Source organism: Desulfobulbus propionicus DSM 2032 (assembly GCF_000186885.1).
GTDB classification, from domain to species: Bacteria; Desulfobacterota; Desulfobulbia; order Desulfobulbales; family Desulfobulbaceae; genus Desulfobulbus; species Desulfobulbus propionicus.
Genome location: NC_014972.1, coordinates 2084062 through 2107588, shown reverse-complemented (window position 1 = coordinate 2107588; position 23527 = coordinate 2084062). Strand labels below are relative to the sequence as shown.

General features: G+C 54.7%; 22 protein-coding genes. 4 read left to right on the top strand and 18 right to left on the bottom strand.

All coding sequences use genetic code 11. The features are described from left to right. Positions 1-24: 24 nt before the first annotated feature. Entirely contained in the window at positions 25-801 is a 777-nt protein-coding gene (locus tag DESPR_RS09145) for a tetratricopeptide repeat protein (RefSeq protein WP_052302085.1), read from the top strand. On the opposite strand, the gene dusB is transcribed toward DESPR_RS09145, so the two are convergent. From dusB to DESPR_RS09065, 17 genes are all read right to left on the bottom strand, one after another. Further along, positions 792-1781, bottom strand: a complete 990-nt coding sequence (gene dusB, locus DESPR_RS09140) for a tRNA dihydrouridine synthase DusB (protein WP_015724523.1) — start codon at positions 1779-1781, stop codon at positions 792-794. The genes DESPR_RS09145 and dusB overlap by 10 nt on opposite strands. 70 nt (positions 1782-1851) lie before the next feature. After that, positions 1852-2394, bottom strand: coding sequence for an LPS assembly lipoprotein LptE (gene lptE / locus DESPR_RS09135; RefSeq protein WP_015724522.1), 543 nt, complete (start codon positions 2392-2394; stop codon positions 1852-1854). Positions 2395-2464: 70 nt separating this feature from the next. Beyond that, entirely contained in the window at positions 2465-4936 is a 2472-nt protein-coding gene (gene leuS / locus DESPR_RS09130) for a leucine--tRNA ligase (protein ID WP_015724521.1), read from the bottom strand. A 44-nt stretch (positions 4937-4980) separates the two neighbouring features. Continuing rightward, positions 4981-6393, bottom strand: a complete 1413-nt coding sequence (gene dnaB / locus DESPR_RS09125) for a replicative DNA helicase (RefSeq protein WP_218918233.1) — start codon at positions 6391-6393, stop codon at positions 4981-4983. A 249-nt stretch (positions 6394-6642) separates the two neighbouring features. Further along, positions 6643-7101 (bottom strand): 50S ribosomal protein L9, encoded by a 459-nt coding sequence (rplI, locus tag DESPR_RS09120; protein ID WP_015724519.1) that lies wholly within the window; start codon positions 7099-7101, stop codon positions 6643-6645. Between the two features lie 95 nt (positions 7102-7196). After that, positions 7197-8159: a DUF2232 domain-containing protein gene (locus DESPR_RS09115; RefSeq protein ID WP_081457999.1), complete on the bottom strand. Its 963-nt coding sequence runs from the start codon at positions 8157-8159 to the stop codon at positions 7197-7199. A gap of 17 nt (positions 8160-8176) precedes the next feature. Beyond that, positions 8177-8416, bottom strand: coding sequence for a 30S ribosomal protein S18 (gene rpsR, locus DESPR_RS17885; protein WP_015724517.1), 240 nt, complete (start codon positions 8414-8416; stop codon positions 8177-8179). A gap of 41 nt (positions 8417-8457) precedes the next feature. Further along, positions 8458-8883: a 30S ribosomal protein S6 gene (gene rpsF, locus DESPR_RS09110; RefSeq protein WP_015724516.1), complete on the bottom strand. Its 426-nt coding sequence runs from the start codon at positions 8881-8883 to the stop codon at positions 8458-8460. 121 nt (positions 8884-9004) lie between these two features. Beyond that, positions 9005-9424 (bottom strand): MazG nucleotide pyrophosphohydrolase domain-containing protein, encoded by a 420-nt coding sequence (locus DESPR_RS09105; RefSeq protein ID WP_015724515.1) that lies wholly within the window; start codon positions 9422-9424, stop codon positions 9005-9007. Positions 9425-9426: 2 nt separating this feature from the next. Then, entirely contained in the window at positions 9427-10002 is a 576-nt protein-coding gene (locus DESPR_RS09100) for a response regulator (RefSeq protein WP_015724514.1), read from the bottom strand. Positions 10003-10349: 347 nt separating this feature from the next. Next, complete coding sequence (locus tag DESPR_RS09095; protein WP_015722803.1) at positions 10350-11366, bottom strand: IS5 family transposase; 1017 nt, start codon at positions 11364-11366, stop codon at positions 10350-10352. A gap of 89 nt (positions 11367-11455) precedes the next feature. Beyond that, positions 11456-12208 (bottom strand): CheR family methyltransferase, encoded by a 753-nt coding sequence (locus DESPR_RS09090; protein WP_015724513.1) that lies wholly within the window; start codon positions 12206-12208, stop codon positions 11456-11458. Between the two features lie 25 nt (positions 12209-12233). Further along, positions 12234-13370 (bottom strand): protein-glutamate methylesterase/protein-glutamine glutaminase, encoded by a 1137-nt coding sequence (locus DESPR_RS09085; RefSeq protein ID WP_015724512.1) that lies wholly within the window; start codon positions 13368-13370, stop codon positions 12234-12236. Positions 13371-13420: 50 nt separating this feature from the next. After that, entirely contained in the window at positions 13421-13900 is a 480-nt protein-coding gene (locus DESPR_RS09080; protein ID WP_015724511.1) for a chemotaxis protein CheW, read from the bottom strand. A gap of 59 nt (positions 13901-13959) precedes the next feature. Then, complete coding sequence (locus tag DESPR_RS09075) at positions 13960-15678, bottom strand: methyl-accepting chemotaxis protein (protein ID WP_015724510.1); 1719 nt, start codon at positions 15676-15678, stop codon at positions 13960-13962. Positions 15679-15712: 34 nt separating this feature from the next. Continuing rightward, positions 15713-18586 carry a hybrid sensor histidine kinase/response regulator gene (locus DESPR_RS09070; protein ID WP_015724509.1) on the bottom strand — a complete coding sequence of 958 codons (2874 nt, stop codon included), beginning with the start codon at positions 18584-18586 and terminating at the stop codon, positions 15713-15715. Between the two features lie 332 nt (positions 18587-18918). Then, the gene (locus DESPR_RS09065) at positions 18919-19359 is read right to left on the bottom strand and encodes an FKBP-type peptidyl-prolyl cis-trans isomerase (protein ID WP_015724508.1); all 441 of its coding nucleotides are present in this window, start codon (positions 19357-19359) and stop codon (positions 18919-18921) included. A 298-nt stretch (positions 19360-19657) separates the two neighbouring features. Here DESPR_RS09065 and hisI point away from each other — a divergent pair, with 298 nt between their 5' ends. From hisI to yihA, 3 genes are read left to right on the top strand one after another with little or no spacing between them, the layout of a single operon-like run. Next, entirely contained in the window at positions 19658-20044 is a 387-nt protein-coding gene (hisI, locus tag DESPR_RS09060) for a phosphoribosyl-AMP cyclohydrolase (protein ID WP_015724507.1), read from the top strand. A 22-nt stretch (positions 20045-20066) separates the two neighbouring features. Continuing rightward, entirely contained in the window at positions 20067-20939 is an 873-nt protein-coding gene (hisG, locus tag DESPR_RS09055) for an ATP phosphoribosyltransferase (protein ID WP_015724506.1), read from the top strand. A 44-nt stretch (positions 20940-20983) separates the two neighbouring features. Then, positions 20984-21613 carry a ribosome biogenesis GTP-binding protein YihA/YsxC gene (gene yihA, locus DESPR_RS09050; protein ID WP_015724505.1) on the top strand — a complete coding sequence of 210 codons (630 nt, stop codon included), beginning with the start codon at positions 20984-20986 and terminating at the stop codon, positions 21611-21613. Here yihA and lepA read toward each other — a convergent pair. Beyond that, a complete protein-coding gene (gene lepA / locus DESPR_RS09045) occupies positions 21597-23390 on the bottom strand; it encodes a translation elongation factor 4 (protein WP_015724504.1) in 1794 nt (597 codons plus the stop codon). The two genes, yihA and lepA, sit on opposite strands and share 17 nt — an antisense overlap. Between the last annotated feature and the right edge of the window lie 137 nt (positions 23391-23527).

Genomic DNA, 23527 nt, shown 5'->3' with positions numbered 1-23527 from the left:
CTTTTCTGTTCATGGGGTGAGGCCATGCAACGGTCATTCGGTTCGCTTTTGGTTGTTTTTTTTCTGGTCACCGTTGGTTGGGCGCAAACCGGCGAGCCGGAGGCCGTGATCCGGCAACTCAAGGCCCAGGCCTACCGCGCCTACTACGGTATCGGCCGGCCGGTCGATCTGGCCCGCTCCCTGGGGTTGTATCGGCAGGCGGCGGAGCGCGGCGATGCCGAGGCCCAGTTTGTCTATGGCGGCATGCTCTATCAGGGACAGGGAACCGATCCGGACAAGCGCGGCGGCTTCAAGTGGCTGCTCGCGGCGGCCGAGCAGGGCAAGGTCTCGCCGGAGTCGCTGGCCATTATCGGTGCCATGTATCTGCGTGGCAGCACGGTGCCGCAGAATTACCTTGAAGCGAAAAAATGGTTGACCAATGCGGCCGCGCAGGGCAACCGGGCGGCGCAGAACGACTTGGCCTACCTGTATTACAACGGTTTGGGCGGTGATCGCGACTATCAAAAAGCGCTTGAACTGTACGAGCAGGCGGCCCAGCAGGGAGACACCATGGCCCAGGCCAACGTCGGGCTGATGTACGCGACAGGCACCGGCACCGCCACCGATAGGGCAAGGGGGTATGCCTGGTATTCGCTGGCCGCCAGCCGGGGTAACACCGTTGCCGCCATCAATCGCAACAACCTGATGATGGAGATGTCCTGGGAAGAACTGAACCGGGCCCAAGCCCTCTCTCTGGAATTGTATCGGCAGGTAGAAAAGATGGCGGCACCGAAAATGATTGCCCCCGAACCTCAGGAGTGAGGGGCATCGTGGTCGGTTGCCGCACTGTGACGCGCGAGCAGGGCGAGCATTTCCTCGGTGCTGTCGCAGGCATAGAGGGCATGGCGGAGGGTGGCCGCGCCGGCAAGGCCGGAGAGAAACTTGGCGGTGTGATTTTTCACCTTGAACAGCACTTTGTCCAGGGGCAGAAACTGTTCAGCCAATTGGAGATAGCGTTCAATCACCGGCAACCGGTTTGCCAGGGTCGCCGGCCTGCCCGACGGCGAGAACAGCCAGGGGTTGCCGAGCGCACCCCGTCCCACCATCACTCCGTCGCACCCGGTTTCGGCCATCATCTCCAGTGCATCGGCACGGGTAAGGATGTCGCCGTTGCCAATCACCGGAATTGACACCGCATCCTTCACCGCCCGGATGACCCGTCGGTCGGCGCGGCCGCCGAACCCCTGCACCCAGGTGCGGCCATGAATGGTGACCGCCGAGGCGCCGGCCGCTTCGGCCATGGCGGCAAACTGCGGGGCGTTAACGCTCTCCCCGGTCCAGCCGCTGCGGAATTTGACCGTCACCGGCAGGGAGGTCTGGGCGCACACCGCCCGAATAATGGCCTCGGCCCGCTGGGGGTCTTTCATCAGCGCCGCCCCGCAGCCCTTCTTGATTACCTTGCGCACCGGACAGCCCATGTTGATATCGATCAGATCCACCGGTCCGGAGGAGACCATGGCCGTCGCCCTGGCCATCAATTCCGGTTCACTGCCGAACAACTGGACGGCGAAGGGTCGCTCTTCCGGAACCGTTCGCAGCAGTTCTAGCGTATTCTTCTGCTCGTACACTAGGCCGTGGCAACTGATCATCTCGGAAAAGCACAGGGCCGCGCCGTTTTCCCGACACAACAGGCGGAAGGGCAGATCGGTATAGCCGGCCAAGGGAGCCAGCACCAACGAGTTGCCCAGATGCAGGGAGCCGATGGTGAGGGGGGGCAGGGCGGTTGTCAGGGTATGGTCCATACAATGAAAAGGAAAGAAAAAGGCGCCGCAGACTGCTCCGTGGCGCCTTGATCAACCGTTGGGGTTACGTTCACTTGGGCGGTGGCGATTGAGCCTGTTGTTTGCGGATTTTATTGAGGGTTCCCAGGTAGATGTTTTCCGACATGTCCTCGATGATGGTGGCCAGGGCTTGGTCATCGGCGGCGCTGGTCGCCGTTTGCACCGTATAATCGGCAGTGTAAAGCTTGCGGGGCACTTCCCAGATGATCTTGCCTGATTGGACATCCTTGAGGGCATAACGAACCGTGAGGTTCACCTTGGTACCGGTGGCGTCGGAAACACTGTTCCAGGAAACGGTGGGCAGATCGATGGACAGAATCTCTCCCGCCAGGATAAAATCGGCACCGCTCTTTTCCTTGGACAGGTCGACCGATTGGGACTTTTGAAACCAACGGGACAGGGACTGATAAATCTTCATGTCCAGGTTCAGTTTATTGGTCCGGTTTTTCCAGGCGGGCATGTAGATGACCTTGTGCCCGCCTTCATAGACATGGGGAAAATAATAGCCGCAGCCACTGAGCAGCAGCAGGCAGAGCAAGATGATCCCCCATTGGATCGATGGCAAGTTTCGCATGGCATTCCTTCCTTCAAGTCGGCGATCAGAGGCCGGGACCAGGATCGGCGGCGAGCATGGCGTGAATGGATTACAGGACAATATTCACCAATTTCTTTTGCACTACGATCACCTTTTTCGGTGATTTGTCGTCGAGCAGCTTGGCGATTTTTTCCTCGGACAAGGCCTGCTGCCGCAGGGTTTGGTCGTCGATATCGGCGGGGACCTGTAGTTTGGCCCGCACCTTGCCGTTGACCTGGACGACGATGGTAATCTCATCTTCCTTGGCCGCCTCGATATTGAAGGCAGGCCAGGAGGTGTGATGGAGCTGCCGGGTATGGCCCGAGATCGCCCACAATTCCTCGCAGAAGTGGGGGACCATGGGAAAGAGCAGGGTAAGGATGGTTTCCAGGGTTTCCCGCTGCACTGCCGGGTCGATGGGCTCGTCGGTCTGGGTGGTGGCCAGGTTGACCAGTTCCATGACTCCGGAGATGGCGGTATTGAAGTGAAAATTGCTCTCGATGCTTTCGGTCACCCGCCGAATGGTTTGGTGGGTTTTACGATACAGCGCCCGAGACGGTTCGTTGAGGGCGGTGAGATCGACAGCGGCCGGCTGTTGGAAGCAGGAAAGATTCTGCACCACCAGCCGGTAGACTCGGTTGAGGAAGCGCGAGGCGCCTTCCACGCCCTGGGCGTTCCATTCCAGATCCCGTTCCGGCGGTGCGGCAAACAACGAGAACAGACGGACCGTATCGGCACCATACTGTTGGATCAGCTCGTTGGGATCGACCACGTTGCCTTTGGATTTGGACATCTTGGCGCCATCCTTGATCACCATGCCCTGGGTGAGCAGGTTGGTGAAGGGCTCATCCACACTCAGGTAGCCGAGATCGCGCAGCATCTTGGTGAAGAAACGGGCATAGAGCAGATGGAGGATGGCATGCTCCACCCCGCCGATGTACTGATCCACCGGCAGCCAGTAGGCGGCGGCCTCTCTGTCGATGGGCGCGGTGTCGAGTCCTGGATTGGTGTAGCGGGCAAAGTACCAGGAAGACTCGACAAAAGTGTCGAGGGTATCGGTTTCCCGGCGGGCGGGTTTGCCACAGCGCGGACAGGCGGTGGCGATGAACGCTTCTTGCTGATGAAGCGGGCTGTGGCTGCCCTTGGGCTCGCCAGCACCGGGGAGGAGGATGGGCAGGTCCGATTCGGGCACCGGCACGATGCCGCAGCTGTCGCAGTGGATCACCGGGATGGGCGCTCCCCAGTAGCGCTGGCGGGAAATACCCCAATCGCGCAACCGGTAGGTGACATGCGGTCGTCCGAATCCGGCCTGGTGGGCATGGTCGATGATCGCCTGTTGCGCGGAAAGGGAATCCATGCCAGTGAAGGCACCGGAGGCAACCAGCATGCCCGGACCCTCCGACGCGGCGGTCATGGTGACCGGATCCAGGGAATCGCCTTCGGGTTGCACCACCACCCGGATCGGCAGGTCGTACTTGCGGGCAAATTCAAAATCACGCTGATCATGGGCGGGAACAGCCATGACCGCGCCGGTGCCGTACTCCATGAGCACGAAGTTGGCGGCGTAGATCGGCACTCGCTCGCCGGTAAAAGGATTGGTGCAGTAGCTGCCGGTGAATACCCCCCGCTTTTCCACCTCCTGGTCCAGGCTGGCCCGCTGCTTGGCCACCATGGTCTCCTCGATGAAGGTTCGTACCTGCGCTTCCTGAGACTTGCCGGCGGTCAGGGTCTTGAGCAGGGGATGCTCCACCGCCAGGGACATGAAGGTAACGCCAAAAATGGTGTCCGGCCGGGTGGTGAAGATGGTGATCGTCTGGTCAGTCCCTTCCACCTTGAAGTCGCAGGCCAGGCCAGTGCTTTTGCCGATCCAGTTGCGCTGCATGGTGACCACTTTCTCCGGCCAGCCGCCGAGTTTATCGAGATCGGCCAGCAATTCCTCGGCATAATCAGTGATCTTGAAAAACCAACCGTGCATGGTCTTGGGCAGGACCGGCTGGTCGCAACGCCAGCAGGTGCCGTCAATCACCTGCTCACGGGCAAGCACGGTCTGGCAGTCGTCGCACCAGTTGACCGTGGTCTCCTTGCGATAAATCAGGCCGCGTTCGAGCATCTTGAGAAACAGCTGCTGTTCCCAGCGGTAGTATTCTGGCCCGCAGGTGGCCAGTTCCCGGTCCCAATCATAGCTTAAGCCCATGGCCTTGAGCTGACCGCGCATGTAGTCGATGTTCTCATAGGTCCAGGAGGCTGGGTGGATGCCCCGTTTCATGGCCGCATTCTCCGCCGGCAGGCCGAAGGCATCCCACCCCATGGGATGGAGGACGTTGAACCCCTGCATCCGTTTGTAACGGGCGATGACATCGCCGATGGAATAGTTGCGCACATGCCCCATGTGAATCCGGCCGGACGGGTAGGGGAACATCTCCAGGACATAGTATTTGGGCCGTCCCGGTTGATGGCTGACTTTGTTGGTCGTTTCCTGTTCCCAGCGTTGCTGCCATCGCTGCTCGATGGCCTTGAAATCGTACTTGTCGTTGATCTGCATGACGGGCTGTGCGAATGTTGAGATGGTTGAAGGTCGGTATCGAATCAGGTGAAATCGAATTCAGCGGCCATACCGGGTTCCGGCTGGTAATGGGAACCGGGTAGGCGGCTGGTGTAATTTTCAAAAGTGGTGTACTCGCCAAGAAAGGTGAGCTTGATCATGCCGGTCGGTCCGTTGCGTTGCTTGCCGACAATGATTTCCGCCAATCCCCGATTGGGATTGTCCTCGGCTCGGTTGTAGACCTCGTCGCGGTAGATGAACATGATCACGTCCGCATCCTGCTCGATGGCACCCGATTCGCGCAGGTCGGCGAGCTGGGGCCGCTTGTCGGTACGGTTTTCCAGGCTGCGGTTGAGCTGGGACAAGGCCAGCACGGGTACATCCAGTTCCTTGGCCATGGCTTTGAGCGAGCGGGAGATTTCCGAGATCTCCTGGGCCCGGTTCTCCGAGTTGCTCTTGCCTTGCATCAGCTGGAGATAGTCGACCACGATCAGGCCGAGATCGTGCTCGGATTTCAGCCGTCGCGCTTTGGCCCGCATTTCGAGCACTGTCAGGCCGGGGGTGTCATCGATGTAGATCGGCGCATCGGCCAGCATCCCGGTGGCCCGGGTCAGTTTGGGCCAGTCATTGTCGTGGAGCTTGCCGGTGCGAATCCGCTGGGAATCGATGCGGCCAACCGAGCAGAGCATGCGCAGCGCCAGGGATTCCATGGACATTTCCAGGCTGAACACCGCCACCGCCACCTTGCCGATCAGGGCCGCGTGCTGGACGATGTTCATCGCCAAGGCGGTCTTGCCCATGGAGGGACGGGCCGCGAGAATGATCAATTCCGCGGGTTGCAGACCGGCAGTCATGCGGTCGAGTTCATCATAGCCGGTGGCCACGCCGGTGATGTGTTCCTGTTTGTCGAACAATCTCGTGATCCGTTCAAAGGCACGGGGCACGATGGTGCCCATGGGCTGAAACCCTTGGCCCTTGTTAGAATGAGCAATTTCGAAGATGGTTTTTTCAGCCTGATCAACCAGGGTTTCAATATCATCCTGGGCGTCATAGCAACGGGCGGCCACCTCGGAGGTGGTTTGGATCAGTTTGCGGAGGATGGATTTCTTGCGAATAATCTGGGCATGGTGGACCAGCGTTCCGGAAAAGGGAATGATATCGGTGAGCGAGGCCAGATAGGCGGCACCGCCGACCTCTTCCAGTTTATTCTGATCGCCGAGCAGGCCGGTGACGGTGATCAGGTCATGCGGCTCCCGTTTTTCGAAAAGGGTGCGCATTGCCGCATAAATGGTCTTGTGGGCGTCCCGATAGAAGTCCTCCGGTTCCAGCACCTCGACAATCTTCAGCAAGGCTTTGTCCTGCAGTAGAATCGTTCCCAGTACCGCTTGTTCGGCCTCGATGTTTTGCGGAGGAAGAACCCGGGGAGATGGCATGGTTGAAGGAACTAGGTGCTGCATAGGTTGATTGCGGGGCCGAAGAAAGGAAAATTTGTGCGCGAGCGCAACTATACCGTCACCGCCAGGGAATGGCACGTTGAAAATAGAACTGCCTTTCCTGCGAGCAGAAAAGGCAGTTACGGCACACCAACGGCATAAGTAGTTCCATCTGCCCCTGTTCCAGGGGAGAGGAGAGCTTGTGCCGGGCCGGGGACGGAGGACGATGTCCCCGCTCCCTAGCGAAGAAAGACGGACGTTATCGGGTCGGGCTCACGCCTCGCCGGGTGTTTCCGCGACAACCTGCACAAGCACGTTGGCGGATGTCTGATAACCGGTTTTGATGGTGATGGTGTATTCGCCAATGGCCTTGATAGCATCCGGAAGAACAATGTTCTTTTTGTCAACCGTTACCCCGGCCGCTTGTAAGCTGACGGCAATATCGTTGCCAGTAACGGAACCAAACAGACGATTTTCATCGCCGACGCGTTTGGCGATGATCACCACCTTCCCCTCGAGCTGCGCAGCCAGGCCTTCTGCCTGCTTCTTCTGCTCGGCCAACCGGGCGGCAATCGCCTGTTTTTCCTTTTCCAAGCGAGCCAGCGATTCCTTACTGACCAGAACTGCTTTCTGTTTAGGGATAAGGAAATTGCGGGCGTACCCAGGACGCACTTTAACGATTTCGCCTTCCTGGCCCAACGTTTCGATTGTTTCTTTTAATATGATTTCCATGAATAAGACCCTCTTCGTTATATCGTCTATATATCAATTAGCACCGATGAGGTGTCAGGCATGCCGCAAGTAAAACCATGCATAACGCACCTGATTCATCGCTCGTCCGATTTTTGCCTCATGTTGAACCAAACATCACTTAAGCCGAGCACGGCAAGAAAAACCACGCTGTAGCTTTGGATGAGCAAAACAAAATAAAGAATGATTCGAACCAGCACCGGAACATTCCACCGTTCAAACAAGGCGATCACCACAGCTAAGCCTTGAAAGAAATAGAGTAGGCCGGAAACAAGAAGCAGACAGCCTCCTCCATACTGTATTGGACCGTGCCCGACGATCAGCAGGGAAACGGCGACGATGGGTAGCCATATCAGCTGGTCCGGCAGTTTCCAGGAGGAATATCGTCCCCAAGGCAGACTCCCGTTATTTTGACGCCCTGCCAGAACGTTGGCGATGACCAGATTGACCCACACTGTGAAAATGGTCATCGAGGCCAGCAGTCCGGGAAGCAGCTTGGGGGTGATGGCCCGCAAATTGTTCGTGATCTGCTGCAGGTTGTATATCACCTCCGGAGATAATCCGGCCTCCTTGGAGCTGTACACTTCAAGGGTTTGTTGGAACCCAAAATCAAGTACCTTCAACAGATTGACGTAGGGATTGAAGCCGGCGGTGACACCATACAGTCCCCAAAAAAACAACCAAGTCAGACTGAGAATGGCTACTCCCTTGCCGCCGCTGGTCGCCACGGATTCCCTTTTATCAGCACTGTGATAAAGGGTATAGCCCAAGGGCACCATCGTCAGCGAAAAGAAGAAAAGTTCGACCCGCTGCAGCAACAGAGCCCCTAATCCCGCCAAAAGGAGACTAACCCATATAAGGGCGGCTCCGGCTTGACGCCCGTTGGTGGTCAGGGCGAAGAAGACAGGGACAGCCAGCAATCCGTGCAGCCAACTGAAAAGTTGCGGATTGAGCACGGGCAAAAAAAACAGGGTGCCAAGAAACAGGAGCTGGCCGGGTCTGAAAGGCACCTTCATCCACCCAGGCCCGGTGTTGATCATTCCGTACAGGCGAACCGTTATGGTTGTACTGTTCCCATGTAGGGCAACAATGCCAGTTGTCTCGCACGTTTAACAGCTTCGGTCAACTCGCGCTGATGTTTGGCGCAGGTACCATAAATTCGCCGTGGAATGATCTTTCCTCGTTCCGTGACGAAATTTTTAAGGGTTTTCGGATCTTTGTAATCGATGGTAACGTCCTTGTCGGTACAAAATCGGCAAACGCGACGACGTGAAAAAACTTTTTTGGGTTGCGACATGATGCTACTCCTTACAGGTGGGTGGATAATGTTGAGACGATTTATTCTTGATTGGCTTCGTCTTCCAGTTCTTCACTGTCGAACTCGTCATTTTCCGCGTCTTCGGAGAGCGCCTTCTCGCGGGCGGCAGCTTTCTCGGCAATACGTTGCTTCTCGGCTTCGATCGCGGCGGCGTTCATCGAGTCGCCGAGTTTTACTGTCAGATAGCGAAGCACCCTGTCATCAATCCGGAAAATACGTTCAATTTCGTCGACGGTTTTTCCAGGAGCGGCATAGTTCAGGTAGACGTAATATCCTTGGACTTCCTTGTTGATCTCGTAGGCCAGGCGCTTGATTCCCCAGCGGTCGAGACAGATGATTGATCCTTCGTCACCGTTGATGATAGCGGTGGTTCGGTCAATGATTTCAGTGAATTGGTCTTCGCCCAGGTTCGGACGAAGGATAAACGTGGTTTCGTAATGACGCATGATTCCTCCTCGTGGTCATGGTGGCCCTCGCTTCAATCCTGGCGGTGAGAGCGAGAAGGTTAAAATGGATAAAATAAATATATTAGTAAAATAAGATAAAAAATGTCAAGCGAAAAGGTGGTTAGGGCAGGGGAGGGGAGGGATGCTTTTCTTGATGTTTAATCCGTTCCCACTGGGCGCGCAGTTCTTGCTCGTCGGAAATTTCGGCATCGCCAAAGACATGGGGATGGCGGCGCACCATTTTGGCCGCGACATCGTCGAGGACATCGTCGATGGTGAAGCGTTGTTGTTCAGAAAAGATAGATGTTAACAGCGTGAGGATGAAAAAAATGTCGCCAATCTCTTCTCGAACGTCTGCTTCGCTGCCCTTGTCGATAGCCTCGATCAACTCGGTGCATTCCTCCAGCAGATATTTTTTGAGTGACATCGGAGTCTGCTTGATGTCCCAGGGGCACCCTCCGGTGCCGCGCAGGGTGGCGACAACGTGCCGAAGGCGGTCAAACGAGGACAGATTCTGGTTGTGCAGGGGCAATTCATCCATGATCAAAGTGATCTGTTTGTCAGAAGGTGCAATGCCTGTTCAATCCGTTTTCCCTGTTCCTGGCGGCCATTAGTGAGGATCGTTTCTAATTGGTCTAGCAATTGTTGCTGATTACTGTTGATGATTTCAAGATTTTGAATGGTTTGAGCGGCTGAACTCTCAGTGACCTCCATCGCCTCCCGTAGATCACCGGCATTTTTCATCAAGGCCTTACGTTCCGAAATTTTTTCGAGTCGAAGGAACAGTTCGTCAAAATTAATTGGTTTTTCGAGATAATCAACCGCGCCTTTCTTCATGGCGTCGACAGCGGTATCAATGGACGAATGTGCGGTGATAACGATGACTTCAATTTCAACACTTTTTTCCTTGGCCAATTTTAACAGTTCAATGCCGCCGATTTTGCCAGGCATGACCAGATCAGTGATAATCACGTCAAATGGCCGGGTGTCGAGCAACCGTGCCGCCTCCGCTCCGTCCGCGGCGATGGTTACCGTATACCCTTCCTTGCCGAGCCGTTTTTCAAACAATTTACGAATGACCGGATCGTCATCGGCAACAAGTATTGTCATGCTATTCATAGATGCACCATCAAGCTTTCAGAGCGGATTTTTTGATTCTTTAATCAGTTATTTCAGTTGGTAAAAAATAGATCGAAGATGCCGTTTGGGTATGAACCGCGGGCAAATACCGGTCAGCGATTCCGTTGAGCCGATGATCAGATACCCATCGGGTTCAAGGGCGTCAGCGATTTTGTTAAGGGAATCTTGAAATTTAGCTTAGCAAGCCCCGGCACCATTCACCGACAATTTTATTCACAAAGACCATGCTCTTCTGGCTTTTAATCCGATCGGTTTTGCACCTTGGCGGTGCCTCGCTCTGTGCTCGATGGCGGTCTTTTGCCAGTTTGCCGCACTCCGGGCACACTTCACCTGCTTGCAGCCAGAAGCATCCCCATTCGGTCAATGTTATACACCAAGTTGCGCAAGCCGATCTTTGCTCGGGCTCGGGCTATGCCGATCGTGCGCAACAGTACATTCCCCGCTCGCTGCGCCTGTACACCAAAGACATGCTCGATTCGCGAACGGACCTTGGATCTGGTTCGGTTGCCCTCCTGTTCTCTGGGCGTCAAGGGACGATTGCGGCTCCCCTTGCGTTGGATGTGTTCACGAAAACCATCCTGGCCGAGGCGCTCCAATCGATCCGCGGATCGATAGGCCGAATCCGCCCAGACGTCCTTGCTCGTATTGTCGGCAAGGAGTTGCTCGAACACGTTGCTGTCGTGCAGGGCCGCATCGGTCACGGCATAGCTGCGAATCAACTTGTGCTTCACATCCACCGAGATGTGGTTCTTGTAGCCGTAATAAGACTTGCCGTTCTTCTTGGTCCAGCGCGCGTCCGCGTCTTTTCTACGCCGCTTGTTCTCGGACCAGTTCTCCGGGATGTCGCCCTCTTTGATCCGGGCATTTTCCTCCCGGCTGTTCCGCTGTTTGGGCACGCTGACAATGCTGGCATCCACGATCTGCCCTTTCATCGCCATGAAGCCGTTGTCCCGGAGATGCGCATCGAAGGTCGCAAACAGTTCCTCTACAATGCCGGCCTTGACGAGGTCTTCCCGAAAACGCCAGATGGTGGTGGCATCGGGAACCTTCTGGCTGATGTGCAGACCAAGAAAGCGCCCAAAGGAGTGCCGGTCGAGAATCTGAAACTCGGTCGCGTCATCCGACAGATTGTACAACGACTGCAGGATGAGAATCTTAAACAGCAGGATGACGTCGTACCCCTTCGGCCCGACCGTAGACTGCCGGCCCTTGTCCCTGGCCTTTTCGAGCGCAGGACGAAACATCTCCCAGTTGACCGTCTCGTTGATCTTGGCAAGTGGGTCGCCGTTCTTGTCGATTTTGTGCAATCGGTCCTGCAAATCAAAAAAGCCGGGCTGGATCATGGCTGATCTCCATCGGGTGATGGTTGGCGGATGCGGCCTTAAAACGATGAAGAATGTAACATATTTACACAAAATCAACAATTTGATAGTTAAACTTGTCGCAGGCTACTGCATTTAATTTTCAAGAAACCCTTAAAGAGCTTTTTTCTGTCCTCCAAGGTGAAATAGATGGCTACATTTCGACAGAGGATGACATCAAATTTCCCTAAACTGGTGAATGGAGACATGAGGTTGAACTTACGAAAGTTCACCATGGCGCGAAGGTGATCGCTGACTTTCCAGGTCTGACCGATGGAGGTGAAATACCTCGTAAGTTTATCCCGGGATAAACCTCGTTCAATTTCGAATTTATTGTATTTGCCGCTACTTGCTTGCGATATTGCGGCATCGCTGATGTCAGTTCCAAGTAATTTTATGGAATATTTAGACATGTCGCCCAAGAGTTCCTGGAGAACGATGGCAACCGAGTAAAGTTCCTGTCCTGTTGAACTGGCGGCGCTCCATATTTTAAGATTTGTCTTCAACATGGGACTCTTTGGTGCGCGGGCATCAATGAGTTCCGGGAAAATCTTATGCTGCAACAGTTGAAATGGACCGGAGTCACGAAAAAACAATGTTTCATTAGTGGAGATGGCATCAATGATTCTTCGCTCGATGGTCTTGCTCGCGTCAGCCTTGGCCTTTTGATAAAAATCTTGATAGCTAGAGCATCCTTGTTCCTCGGCGATCGTATTCAGCCGGGTTTCAAGAAGATATTTTTTGCTCTCGTCAAGATATATCCCTGAGATTTCATAGATATATTTGGTGATGAGCTTGATCTCTTCAGGGGTAATTTTCAACATGGGAACCGTTGTGTGAAGGAATCCGTTATTTCACCGATTTGATGATTTCAGCGGCAATTTTATCCAACGGCGCGACAACGTCTGTCAGACCGAGCTCTGCCGGGGCTTTGGGCATGCCGTACACCACACAGCTTTCCTCATCTTGGCCGATGACCAATGCCCCTTTTTGTTTGAGAATTTTCAATCCCTTGGTGCCATCCGAGCCCATTCCGGTCATGATCACCGCGGTTGTCCGGCCAACGTAGTAATCGGCAACCGATCGGAATAAATAGTCCGCCGAAGGTTTGCACGAATTTTCCGGAGGATCATTGGTGATTTTGATCAACCGATTCGTTCCATCGGCCGACGCGACGAGTTTCATTTGTTTACCACCAGGAGCGATATATGCAACATTTGCTTGTAACGGCTCGCCATCCTGCGCCTCTTTCACGGTCAGGGCGCATTTTATATTCAGGCTGTTGGCGAGAGATTTTGTGAATACCGGCGGCATGTGCTGAACAATGACGATCGGCACGCCAAGATCGCCGGGCAACATCGGCATCATCCTTGCCAAGGCATTGGGGCCTCCGGTGGAAATACCGATGGTGACAATTTCTGATTTGCCTTGGCGCCGGCTTGTCCCCACTGAGGGCGCGGTATATCTGCCACTGCCGATAACGGTTGAAGGGGTGGCTTGCAGCCGTATGTATCCTTGACTTGTCCCGGCTATTTTTCGCGTCCCCCCTTGTTGCAAGGCTCCAACCGTGGTTCGACCTGTCTGGAAGGTCTTGATCAGCGGCGTGAGCAAGGTTCGCAGTTGCTGCTTGCTGTCATTGATGTTGGTTGCGGTCGGTTTCAGAATAAAATCATAGGCGCCGAGTTCCAGGGCGCGCATGGTCATATCCCCCCCCTCGCTGGTCAGGGTGGAAACCATGATTGCGGACACCTGGGGTGCGTGTTGTTGCAGGTATTGCAAGACCTCGATACCATTCATTTCCGGCATCTCGATGTCAAGCGTCAGCAGATCGGGCTTGAGGGTCTGTATCTTCGAGACAGCAATCTTTCCGTTATGGGCGACACCGACAACTTCCACGCCTGGCATTTCGCCAAGGATGTCGCTGACCGCCTTGCGATAGACAATGGTGTCGTCAACCACCAATACTTTGATTTTTTTTCCAAACATACAACTGAACAGGGAAAGAGATGAAAGATCCGATGATCGCTTGATACAGGTTACCGTTCAAGCCCGCGACTGAGGTTGTCCGATTCAATTCGCAACACCTCCTTGATGTCAAGGATGCCGATTAGCTTATTTTCGGTCTTGTAGACACCAGTGAAAAAAGAGCCCTGGATGCCACTCATGTTGGCGGGTGCCGGTTCGATCCGATCCGGATCGGCCATGACCACGTCGCTGATGCGGCTGACCAGCAGACCTACGTGTTCGCCGGGGGCATTGATGATGATATTGCGCGATTCATTGGTGATTTCCACGTTGCCAAGACCAAGTTTTTGGCCAAGATCAATGATCGTGACGATTTGTCCGCGCAGGTTGAGGATGCCAACCATGTAGTCCGGTGCCTGGGGGACTTTGGTCATCTCCATCAACTTGTTGATTTCCTGCACTTTGAGAATATCCATGCCGCAGAGGGCATGGCCGACATAAAACGTGGCCAGTTCAATAATGTTCTTTGTGAGGTTGCTGGGTTCAGACATGAGTTGTCTCCATCTTGTATTGAAAAGATTGTCCTGAATTGTCGATGTTCTTCAGCCGGTTACACCTTGAAATGTTGCACCAGTTCTTTCAACCGGTTGGCCATGAGGGTGAGATTGGCCGCATTGGTCTTTATTTCGATGCTCTCGTGAGCGATGGAATCGTTGGCTTGGCTGACTTCGGCAATGTCCTGCGCCACGGTGGTTGAAACCAGAGAAACTTGCGCAACATTTGCCGTGACTTCCTGGATGCCAATGGAGGCCTGATTGATATTCTCGGCTATTTCATTGGTGGTCGCGGATTGTTCGTCAACTGCGGCAACGATGGAGGAAACGATCGTGTTAATCTCGTCAATCACTTGAGTGATCAGTTGGATTTGTTGAATGGTTGCATCGGTTGATTCCTGAATGGAATGAATGCGGTTTTTGATCTCTCCTGTCGCCAGGGCCGTTTGCTGCGCGAGTCCCTTGATTTCATTGGCGACCACGGCGAACCCCTTTCCCGCTTCCCCGGCCCGTGCCGCCTCGATGGTCGCATTGAGCGCCAATAGATTGGTTTGCTCTGAGATCTCCGTGATGGCTTCGGTTACCTTGCCGATTTCCACGGCTGCTCGACCGAGCGCATCGACTTTTTCAGAGGCGGAACTCGCCTCGCGAACCGCTGTCTTGGTAATTTCCTGCGCCTTTTCCGTCGACTTGGCAATGCCATTGATGGTTGAGGTCATGTCCTTGGTGGCCGACGACACCACGGCGATATTTGTTGCCGCTTGTTCCGTTGCCGCAGCAACGGTCGACATGTTGGCGCTCATTTCCTCGGCTGCGGCGGCAACGGACACTGTCCGCATTGCCGTGTCGTTCGCCGTCAAGGCAAAGTCATCAGCTGAAGAGCCGAGCTTCCCGGAAGACGTAAACAGGGTGTCTCCTGCATGGGAAATTTCTCGTATCATGCCGCTCAGTTTTTCGGTCATGCCGCTTAACTGATTGACCATGTTGCCGATTTCATCCTTGGTTCGAGCTGCAAGTTTTCCTTGAAGATCTCCCTTGGCCATGCGATCGATAAACGCATTCACCTCATGCAACGGTTTGATGATCCCGGATTGAATCAGATAGATGCAGATAGCGCTAACGACAAACAACGTAATCGTGACCGATACGACGACATGCCAGCGGGCCCGGGCGACCGCCTTGTTTGTTTCTTCCAAGGAGCTAATGATTTCAAAGGCACCGTGGATTTCTCCTTCCTTCCAACCTTCCTTGGTGCCTCCCGTGACATCCTTAGTGCCAGCTGGATCGCCGTGACAATAGAGGCATTCGGCTGTGAGCCGTACCGGCTTGAAATAGCGTATCTGGTCTTTCTCGATGAGGATCTTTTCGGTGAGATTTTTGCTGGCCAGTTCCTGCAACACCGCATTTTCCAAATCGCTCGGAGTGTTCTGCGGGTTTCGCGGCATTGCCTTGGGTGTACGGAAAACGTACCCAGCCTCCTCGGCTTTGGCGGCCGCTCCCTGCATGGCGGTGATCACCGGAACCGCCTCAAGGATATTGGCAGAGGTGAGTTGCTCAAAAGGTTTGATCACCCCGCTTTGCAACTTTCTCGCCATCTCGTCACGAGTTGCCTCGGCCATCAAAACGATACCCGCGCTTTTTGAGATGATGGCCTTCTCGGCACCGGAACGGATATCGTTTACCCGTTGCCAGGAGAGAAGAATGGCAATCACCAGAGGACCCAAAAGCGCCAAGATGAGGATTTTCCACTTGATGCTGATACTGGAATTGTTCATGCGGATTGGCCTTGGTTCTCCGACGGCAATCCGATCAAGAGGCCATGGCGGCCTTTGCATACCTGTGCACGCTTTCCATCAGCCGTTCCTTGTCGAGTTTGATGTGGTATTCATCGACGCCGACAGCTTTGCCCCGGGCAATATCCTCATCCGCGGCCAGCGTGGTCAGGGCGATGACCGGTGTATGTCTAAGCTGCTTATCGCCCTTGATCTTTTCGGTTAAGGTGAACCCATCCATGTTGGGCATCTCGATATCGGTGACGACCATTGTGACGCTGTCGCCATGCTCCTGAAGGATGTCCCAGGCAATTTTACCGTCTTCCGCCTCAAGAATGTTGAATCCCGCTTCCTCCATGTACCCTTTCACCTGGTTGCGAAAAAAATTGGAATCTTCAACGATCAGAATGGTCGGCGCCTGGGTTTCGTCGGTTTCGATCTCCGCGTACGCGGCGTGATCTTCGAACCATTGTGGATTGGAAATCTTCATGATTTCAAAGATATTGACGAGCATCGTTGTTTTGCCGCCAATGATCGCCGATCCCATGATGCCGGGTTGCTTAAGGGTAACGTCATCGATTTCAGCCGATATTTCAATGGCATCGATAGGGCCTATCGCCAGCAGACCGACATCCTTGCCCGCAAGGCGGAAAACAATCACCAAAAGATCTTCCCGATCATCCAACGGCATCACTGACGCCACCTCGTCGATACTGATCAGCGGTAAACTGCCGCCGCGATACTGCATGACCCTTCGGCCGCCGATTTCTTCGATATCGTTGCGTTTAATTTTCTCAACCCGCTCAACTTGATTCAGCGGCACACCGAATTGCTCCATGGCGGAACTGGAGAAGGTCAGTAGCGCCTGCTTGTCGCGGGTTTTGGTAATGGCTTCCTTGGCGGCCTCGGCCAGTTCGGTGGCCCGTTCGGAACCGTCAAGCGAGGTCAGGCCGGCCATGCGGGCAATATTGGAAACATCAAGGATCAAGGCGATGCGGCCATCGCCCATGATGGTGGCGCCGGCATAACCCTGGCATTGCTGCAGGTGCCGACCCAAGGGCTTGATGACGATTTCTTCGGAGTCGTGCAAGCGGTCAACGATCAGGCCGTATTTCATGGCACCGGTGGACACCACCACTATATTCAGGGCGCTTGAAGGGCTTTGCCGCCGCTCTTCCTCTTTTCGCTTTCGATCCTGCTCATCGCTTCTGGGTTGGGGCTGCGGTGCCCCCTCTTCCCTGAACAGCGGCGTCGATTTGGACCTCCGGTCAGCGATATTGCGCCGGCGGTCAGGTTTGGTTTGTTCTTCAATCGGATCGTAATAGGTCCGATCAATATCGAACACCTCGGCCATGCGAATCAGGGGCAGCAGGTTGCCACGCAAGCGGACAACTTCGGCATCTCCCACCCGTTCCACCCGTTCCTTAACCTTGGAGGCTGGAATGCGCAGCAGTTCTTCCAGGTTGACCTGGGGAATGGCGTAGCGCTCACCGCCGGTCATGACGATTTGACAGGGAATAATCGCCAGGGTAAGCGGAAGTTTGATGCTGATGGTCGAACCTTTGCCCACCTCGGATTCGATCTCGATCGAACCGCCCAACTGGTCGAGGTTGGTTTTGACCACATCCATGCCCACGCCCCGACCGGAAACGTCGGTCACCTTCTTAGCGGTGGAAAAACCGGGCAACAGGATAAGGTTGATCCGCTCTTTTTCCGACATGACCTTGGCCTGGTCCGCAGTGATCAACCCTTTCTTGACCGCAGTTTCAGCCAGCATGTTGCCATCAATGCCCTTGCCGTCATCACTGATCTCGATCACCACCTGTCCGGCGGCATGGTAGGCTTTGAGAACGATCAGACCGCGGACATCTTTGCCTTTTTGGATTCGTTCTTCGGGTGCCTCGATACCATGGTCAACCGAGTTACGGACCAGATGGGTGAGAGGATCGTTGATCGCCTCGATGATGGTCTTATCCAGTTCGACATCCTTGCCGACGATGGTCAGATCGATCTGTTTGCCCAATTTTTTCGACAGATCGCGTACAACTCTCGGAAATTTGTTGAAGACGTTGCCGATGGGCTGCATGCGGGTCAGCATGATCGCCTCTTGCAGTTCGGAGGTGACCAGGTCGATCCGCTGTCCGACGGCTTCCGCGTTGCGCACATCGCCGGAGGTGATGGTCTGCAAGAGTTGATTGCGGGAAAGAACCAGTTCTCCAGCCAGATTCATCAGTTGATCGAGCAGGCTGACCGTGACCCGAATGCTGGTGTCGGGTTTCTGGGTGCTGGCTGAAGACTTGCGAGCCCGTGAGCGCCCGGCTTCCACCGCCGTTGTTTCCGGCATCTCGCCCTCATGGTCATCGTTCCCGTCTTCATCGACTTCCAGCATCGCCTCTTCGCCGCTTTCTTCTTCACAGTTTACGGTCGTCTCTTCGATAGATTCACTCGGCTGAGTCGGTTCAGGTTCGGACGGCGAGACCGCTTTATTGACCTGTTCGGATTTCGCCGCCGCCGGTTGTGCCTCGCCGCCTTCAAAGATGGCGTTCAGTGCCGCGGTGTGGCGGGAGATGTCAACACTGTTGCTGTTGCCGACATCTTCAATCAGGTGCTGCAACTCATCGGCCGCGAGCAGGAGTACGTTGATGATATCCGGATTGGGCACCAGTTTGCCGCTGCGGATCAAACCAAGCACATTCTCGGCGGCGTGGGCCAGATCCTGAATAACGGTCAACCCCATGAAACCTGCCCCGCCCTTGATCGAGTGGGCGGCGCGGAAAACCTTGTTCACCAGTTCGACATCGATGTCGGCGCCTCCTTCTTCGATGGCAAGGAGGTCGTTTTCGATATCAGCCAGATGCTCAAGCGATTCTTCTATAAAACCCTGCAATATTTCATCATCTTCAATAGACATAAACGGTTCTCCTTCGTTGGGATGGTGCGTCTTCTCCGGTTAAGATCGAAAAAAAAGAGAAAGGTGGGCATGTAAAAAGCCGGGATGGAATTCCCAGTAACCCCGATCTTAGTCGTATTGTACGTGTCCGGAGGTGATTGTACAGAATTTTTTCTGAGAAGGGTTATTCTTTGGAACCATTGAGTTTCTACTCAATGGGCAAGGTCAGGCAGTAGGTGCAGGTGCAAGGCAACGGGCACGAAGGAACGAACATGCAGTCCGCCGCGATCAACCGTATTCTGTCTGGCAAGAGAATCTTGATACGGAGAAATAAGGAGAAAGGAAGAGTGCTGCTAGTTGCCGATGGCGTGGACCTTGACCGTGTAGGTGATCACCCGTCCGGCCAGGGGATGGTTGTAATCAAGAGTGACGGTTTCCTTGCCGGCAGCGAGGACGGTGGCCGGCACCTGGTGGGTGACGCCTTCTCTCTCGATGGTCAGCGAAAGAATCATGCCTGGCTTGGGATCGATACGATCGGCAAAGTTGGCACGATCCACTTCATGGACCAGGGATTTATAGTAGGAGCCGTAGGCGTCTTCCGGTTGAATATGAACGGTTTTGCTTTCACCGGGTTCCAGGCCCATGAGCGAGGCTTCAACAGCCTTGAGGATTCTTCCCGATCCAATGGTCAGGGTGATTGGTTTGTTTTCCGGCACGCTTTCGATCACTTCTCCTGACGGTAGGGTGGCGGTGTAACTGACGGAAACGGTGTCGAACAACTGCACGGGGCTCATGGGGATGTGTCCTTTGATGCGTTGGGGTTGAGAATGGAGACTGACATAAAGTAGGATAGTATAGCCGCTGCTCTTCAGTTTGACAAGCCAGCGCATTGTCAGTGACTGAAGACTTGACAAAGTGGGAATGAAGGCATAAATGTGCAAGCCCCAGCCAATGCCGCATGAATCGGGGATCCAGCGTCGCCTTCTCCTTGTCGGGTGAAGCATTTTTTCGTTGAGCGTTGTGTTCCCGTACACGTTGATACTCTCAGCTCCTCTCGAAGACAGGAGCCTATTGCAACCCCCACGGCCAACGATGATTGAACTCGCTTTTGCCAAAGATGCCAACGGCTTGTTGCCGGCTATTGTCCAGGACCATCAGACCGGTGAGGTCCTCATGCTCGCCTATATCAACCAGCTTGCCTGGGAAAAAACGCTGGAAACCGGAAAGGCGTACTACTGGAGTCGGTCGCGGAAAAGTCTGTGGCTGAAAGGGGAAAGTTCCGGCCATGTACAGCTCGTCAAGGAAATTTTAGTGGATTGCGATCAGGATACGGTGATCTACAAGGTCGAGCAGTTGGGTGGCGCGGCCTGTCATACCGGTTATCGCAGTTGCTTTTACCGCAAGGTGAGTGATGGGACGCTCGTTGTTCATGAACAGGAGCGGGTTTTTGATCCTGCCGCCGTTTATGGCGATAAATAACTCATAGCATCGAGGATTGATAATGAATGTGCTGAAAATGGGAATTCCCAAAGGCAGTCTTGAGAATGCCACCATCGCCCTGTTCGAAAAGTCGGGATGGCAGATCAAGCTGGCATCACGTAACTATTTCCCGGAAGTCGACGACCCCGAACTGTCCTGTTCGATCTGCCGGCCGCAGGAAATGTCGCGGTATGTCGAATCGGGCATGCTGGACGCCGGTATCACCGGCAAAGACTGGACCTTGGAGAATGAATCGGATGTCGTGGTAGTGGAAGATCTGGTGTATTCCAAAGTGAGCAAGAAACCGACCCGCTGGGTGATTGCCGTACCGGGCGACTCAAACATCACTCGGGTTGAACAGCTGGACGGCAAACGTATCGCCACCGAGTTGGTCAACGTTACCCGCAAATTTTTCGAGCAGCGTGGACTGAAGGTCGAAATCACTTTTTCCTGGGGAGCCACCGAGGCCAAGGCAGTTTCAGGCCTGGCCGATGCCATTGTCGAGGTCACCGAGACCGAGTCCACCATCCGCGCCCATGGATTGCGGGTGATCCACGAACTGATGCAATCCAACACCCAGCTGATCGCCAGCAAGGCGGCCTTGGCCGATCCCTGGAAACGGGAAAAAATCGAAAACATCGCCATGTTGTTGCAGGGGGCGCTCCGCGCCGACCGCATTGTCGGCCTGAAAATGAACGTTCCCAAGGAGCGGCTGGACGAGGTGATCGGCATGCTGCCTAGCCTCAACGCGCCTACTGTGGCCCAACTGTACAAACAGGAATGGTTTTCGGTGGAAACGGTCATTTCCGAGCATCAGGTGCGCGATCTGGTGCCCTGCCTGAAAAAGAGAGGGGCCGAGGGCATCATCGAATACTCGCTCAACAAGGTGATCTAACCAATAACTGATAGGGCATCCGGTACGATGGGCGGGGGCAGGCAATGATCGACTTCAGGAAAGTACAGTTTCTTCTCTCCGCCCACGCCATCGGCCAGTTGCCCGCACCGGTGTATCCGGACATCGCCTTTGCCGGTCGCTCCAATGTCGGCAAGTCGAGTTTGCTCAACCGGCTGGTCGATCGGTCCAACTTGGTCAAGACCAGTTCCAAGCCCGGAAAAACGCAGAGTCTCAACTATTTTTTGGTTGAAGAATCGCTGTATCTGGTCGATTTGCCCGGATACGGGTATGCGCAGGTCTCCCAGCAGACCCGCCAGAGTTGGCAGGGATTGATTACTGAATATGTCACAACCCGGTCCACCCTTGCCTGCGTGGTGGTGATCATTGACCTGCGGCACGAGCTCAAGCAGTTGGATAGGGAGTTGGTCGATTGGTTGCGCTATCTCGACACACCATACCTGCCCGTTTACACCAAGGCGGATAAGCTGAGCCGCAACCAGCAGATGAAGAATGCGGCCGCCTTGGATGCCGGCCTCACCCTGACCGCGGACGACAGGATCATCTTTTCCTCCTCTACCGGTCAGGGGCTGGACAGCCTGCGCAGTCGGTTGAGCGGCTTTGCCCGGTCCATTTCCGTTACGCCTCCCGGGGAAGGGTTCATTGCTCCGATTTGAGCACCGCCAAAAAGGCCCGCTGGGGAATGTCGACATTGCCCACGGTTTTCATCCGCTTTTTTCCTTCCTTCTGTTTTTCCAATAATTTCCGTTTCCGACTAATGTCGCCGCCATAGCATTTGGCGGTCACGTCCTTGCGGAGGGCGGAAATGGTTTCCCTGGCAATAATATTGCCGCCGATGGCTGCCTGAATAGCGATCTTGAACATTTGGCGGGGAATCTCTTCCTTGAGCCGCTCGCAGGCCTTGAGCCCCCGTTCCCTGGCCTTGGTCCGGTGGGTGAGCTGCGACAGGGCATCGACCTGCTCGCCGTTGACCAGAATGTCGAGCTTGACCAGATCGCTGGGACGATAGTCGATCAGTTCGTAGTCAAAGGAACCGTAGCCCTGGGTGATGGATTTGAGTTTGTCGTAAAAATCGTAGATCACCTCGGCAAGGGGTAGCTCACAGGTGAATTCGATCCGTCCGGGCATGGGATAATGGTATTTGGTGTTTTCTCCGCGTCGTTCCATGCACAGGGTCATGACCACGCCCATGTAGCGCTCGGGGATATGAATGGTGGCCTTGATGTACGGTTCCTCGATCCGGGCGATCGAACCAGGGTCCGGGAAATAGGTGGGGTTGTCGACCTCGACCACAGTCTTGTTCTGCAGGTAAAATTTATATTTAACCGTGGGTACGGTCAGAATCAGGGAAATATCGAATTCACGCTCGAGTCGTTCCTGCACCACTTCCAGGTGGAGCAGACCGAGAAAGCCGCAGCGGAACCCAAAGCCGAGCGCTGCTGAGGAATCCTTTTGAAAGGTTAGGGCCGCGTCGTTGAGCTTGAGTTTCTCCAGCGCGCTGGCCAGATCCTCGTAATCGTCGGTGGAGATGGGATAGAGCGAGGAGAAGACCACCTGTTGCACTTCCTTGAAGCCGGGCAGGGGGGTGGGGCAGGGGCGGTCCTTATGGGTGATGGTGTCGCCTGGCCGGGTATCGGACACGGTTTTCACCCCGGCAATGATGTAGCCGACCTCACCGGCGGCAAGTTGTTGGCGCGGTTCACGTCGCAGGCGAAAGATGCCCAGTTCCTCCACCCGGTATTCCGCCCCATTGGACATGAACACGATCTGGTCGCCGGTTTTTACCGTTCCATTGACGATGCGCACCGAAATGACCGTGCCGCGGTATGGGTCGTAATTGGCATCGAAGATCAAGGCTTCTAGGGGTTTTGTCGGGTCCCCCAAGGGGGGCGGCAGGAGGCGGACAATGGCATTGAGCAATTCCCTGACCCCTTGGCCGGTCTTGGCGGAACACCGTTGGATGGTTTCGCCATCCAACCCCAAATCCTCCTCGATCTGCGCCGCCACTTTGTCCGGTTCAGCGGCGGGCAGGTCGATCTTATTGATCACTGGAATGATTTCCAGGTTGTTTTCCATGGCCAGATACAAGTTGGCCAAGGTTTGCGCCTCGATACCCTGGGCTGCGTCAATAAGCAACAACGCGCCCTCGCACGAGGACAGCGCTCGGGAGACCTCGTAGCTGAAATCCACATGCCCCGGCGTATCGACCAAATTCAGGGTATAGGTCGTGCCGTCCTCGGCCTGAAACGGCAGGCAGATGGTTTGCGATTTGATGGTGATGCCCCGTTCCCGCTCAATGTCCATGCTGTCAAGCAGTTGGTCCTTGAACTCGCGATCGGTGACCATATCGCACAACTGGATCATTCGGTCGGCCAAGGTGGATTTGCCATGGTCAATATGGGCTATTATGCTGAAATTTCTAATTTTATCCATAAAGAGCGAAAAGAGGAACAAGGAAAAAGTAGGGGGTGTTCGAGCCGGGTATCCTTAGCATAGATTCGGCGAAAAAAAAACTCCTCAAGGGCTTACTGTCGTATTAAAGTGTTTTTTTCAAAATTTTCGAGTAATGT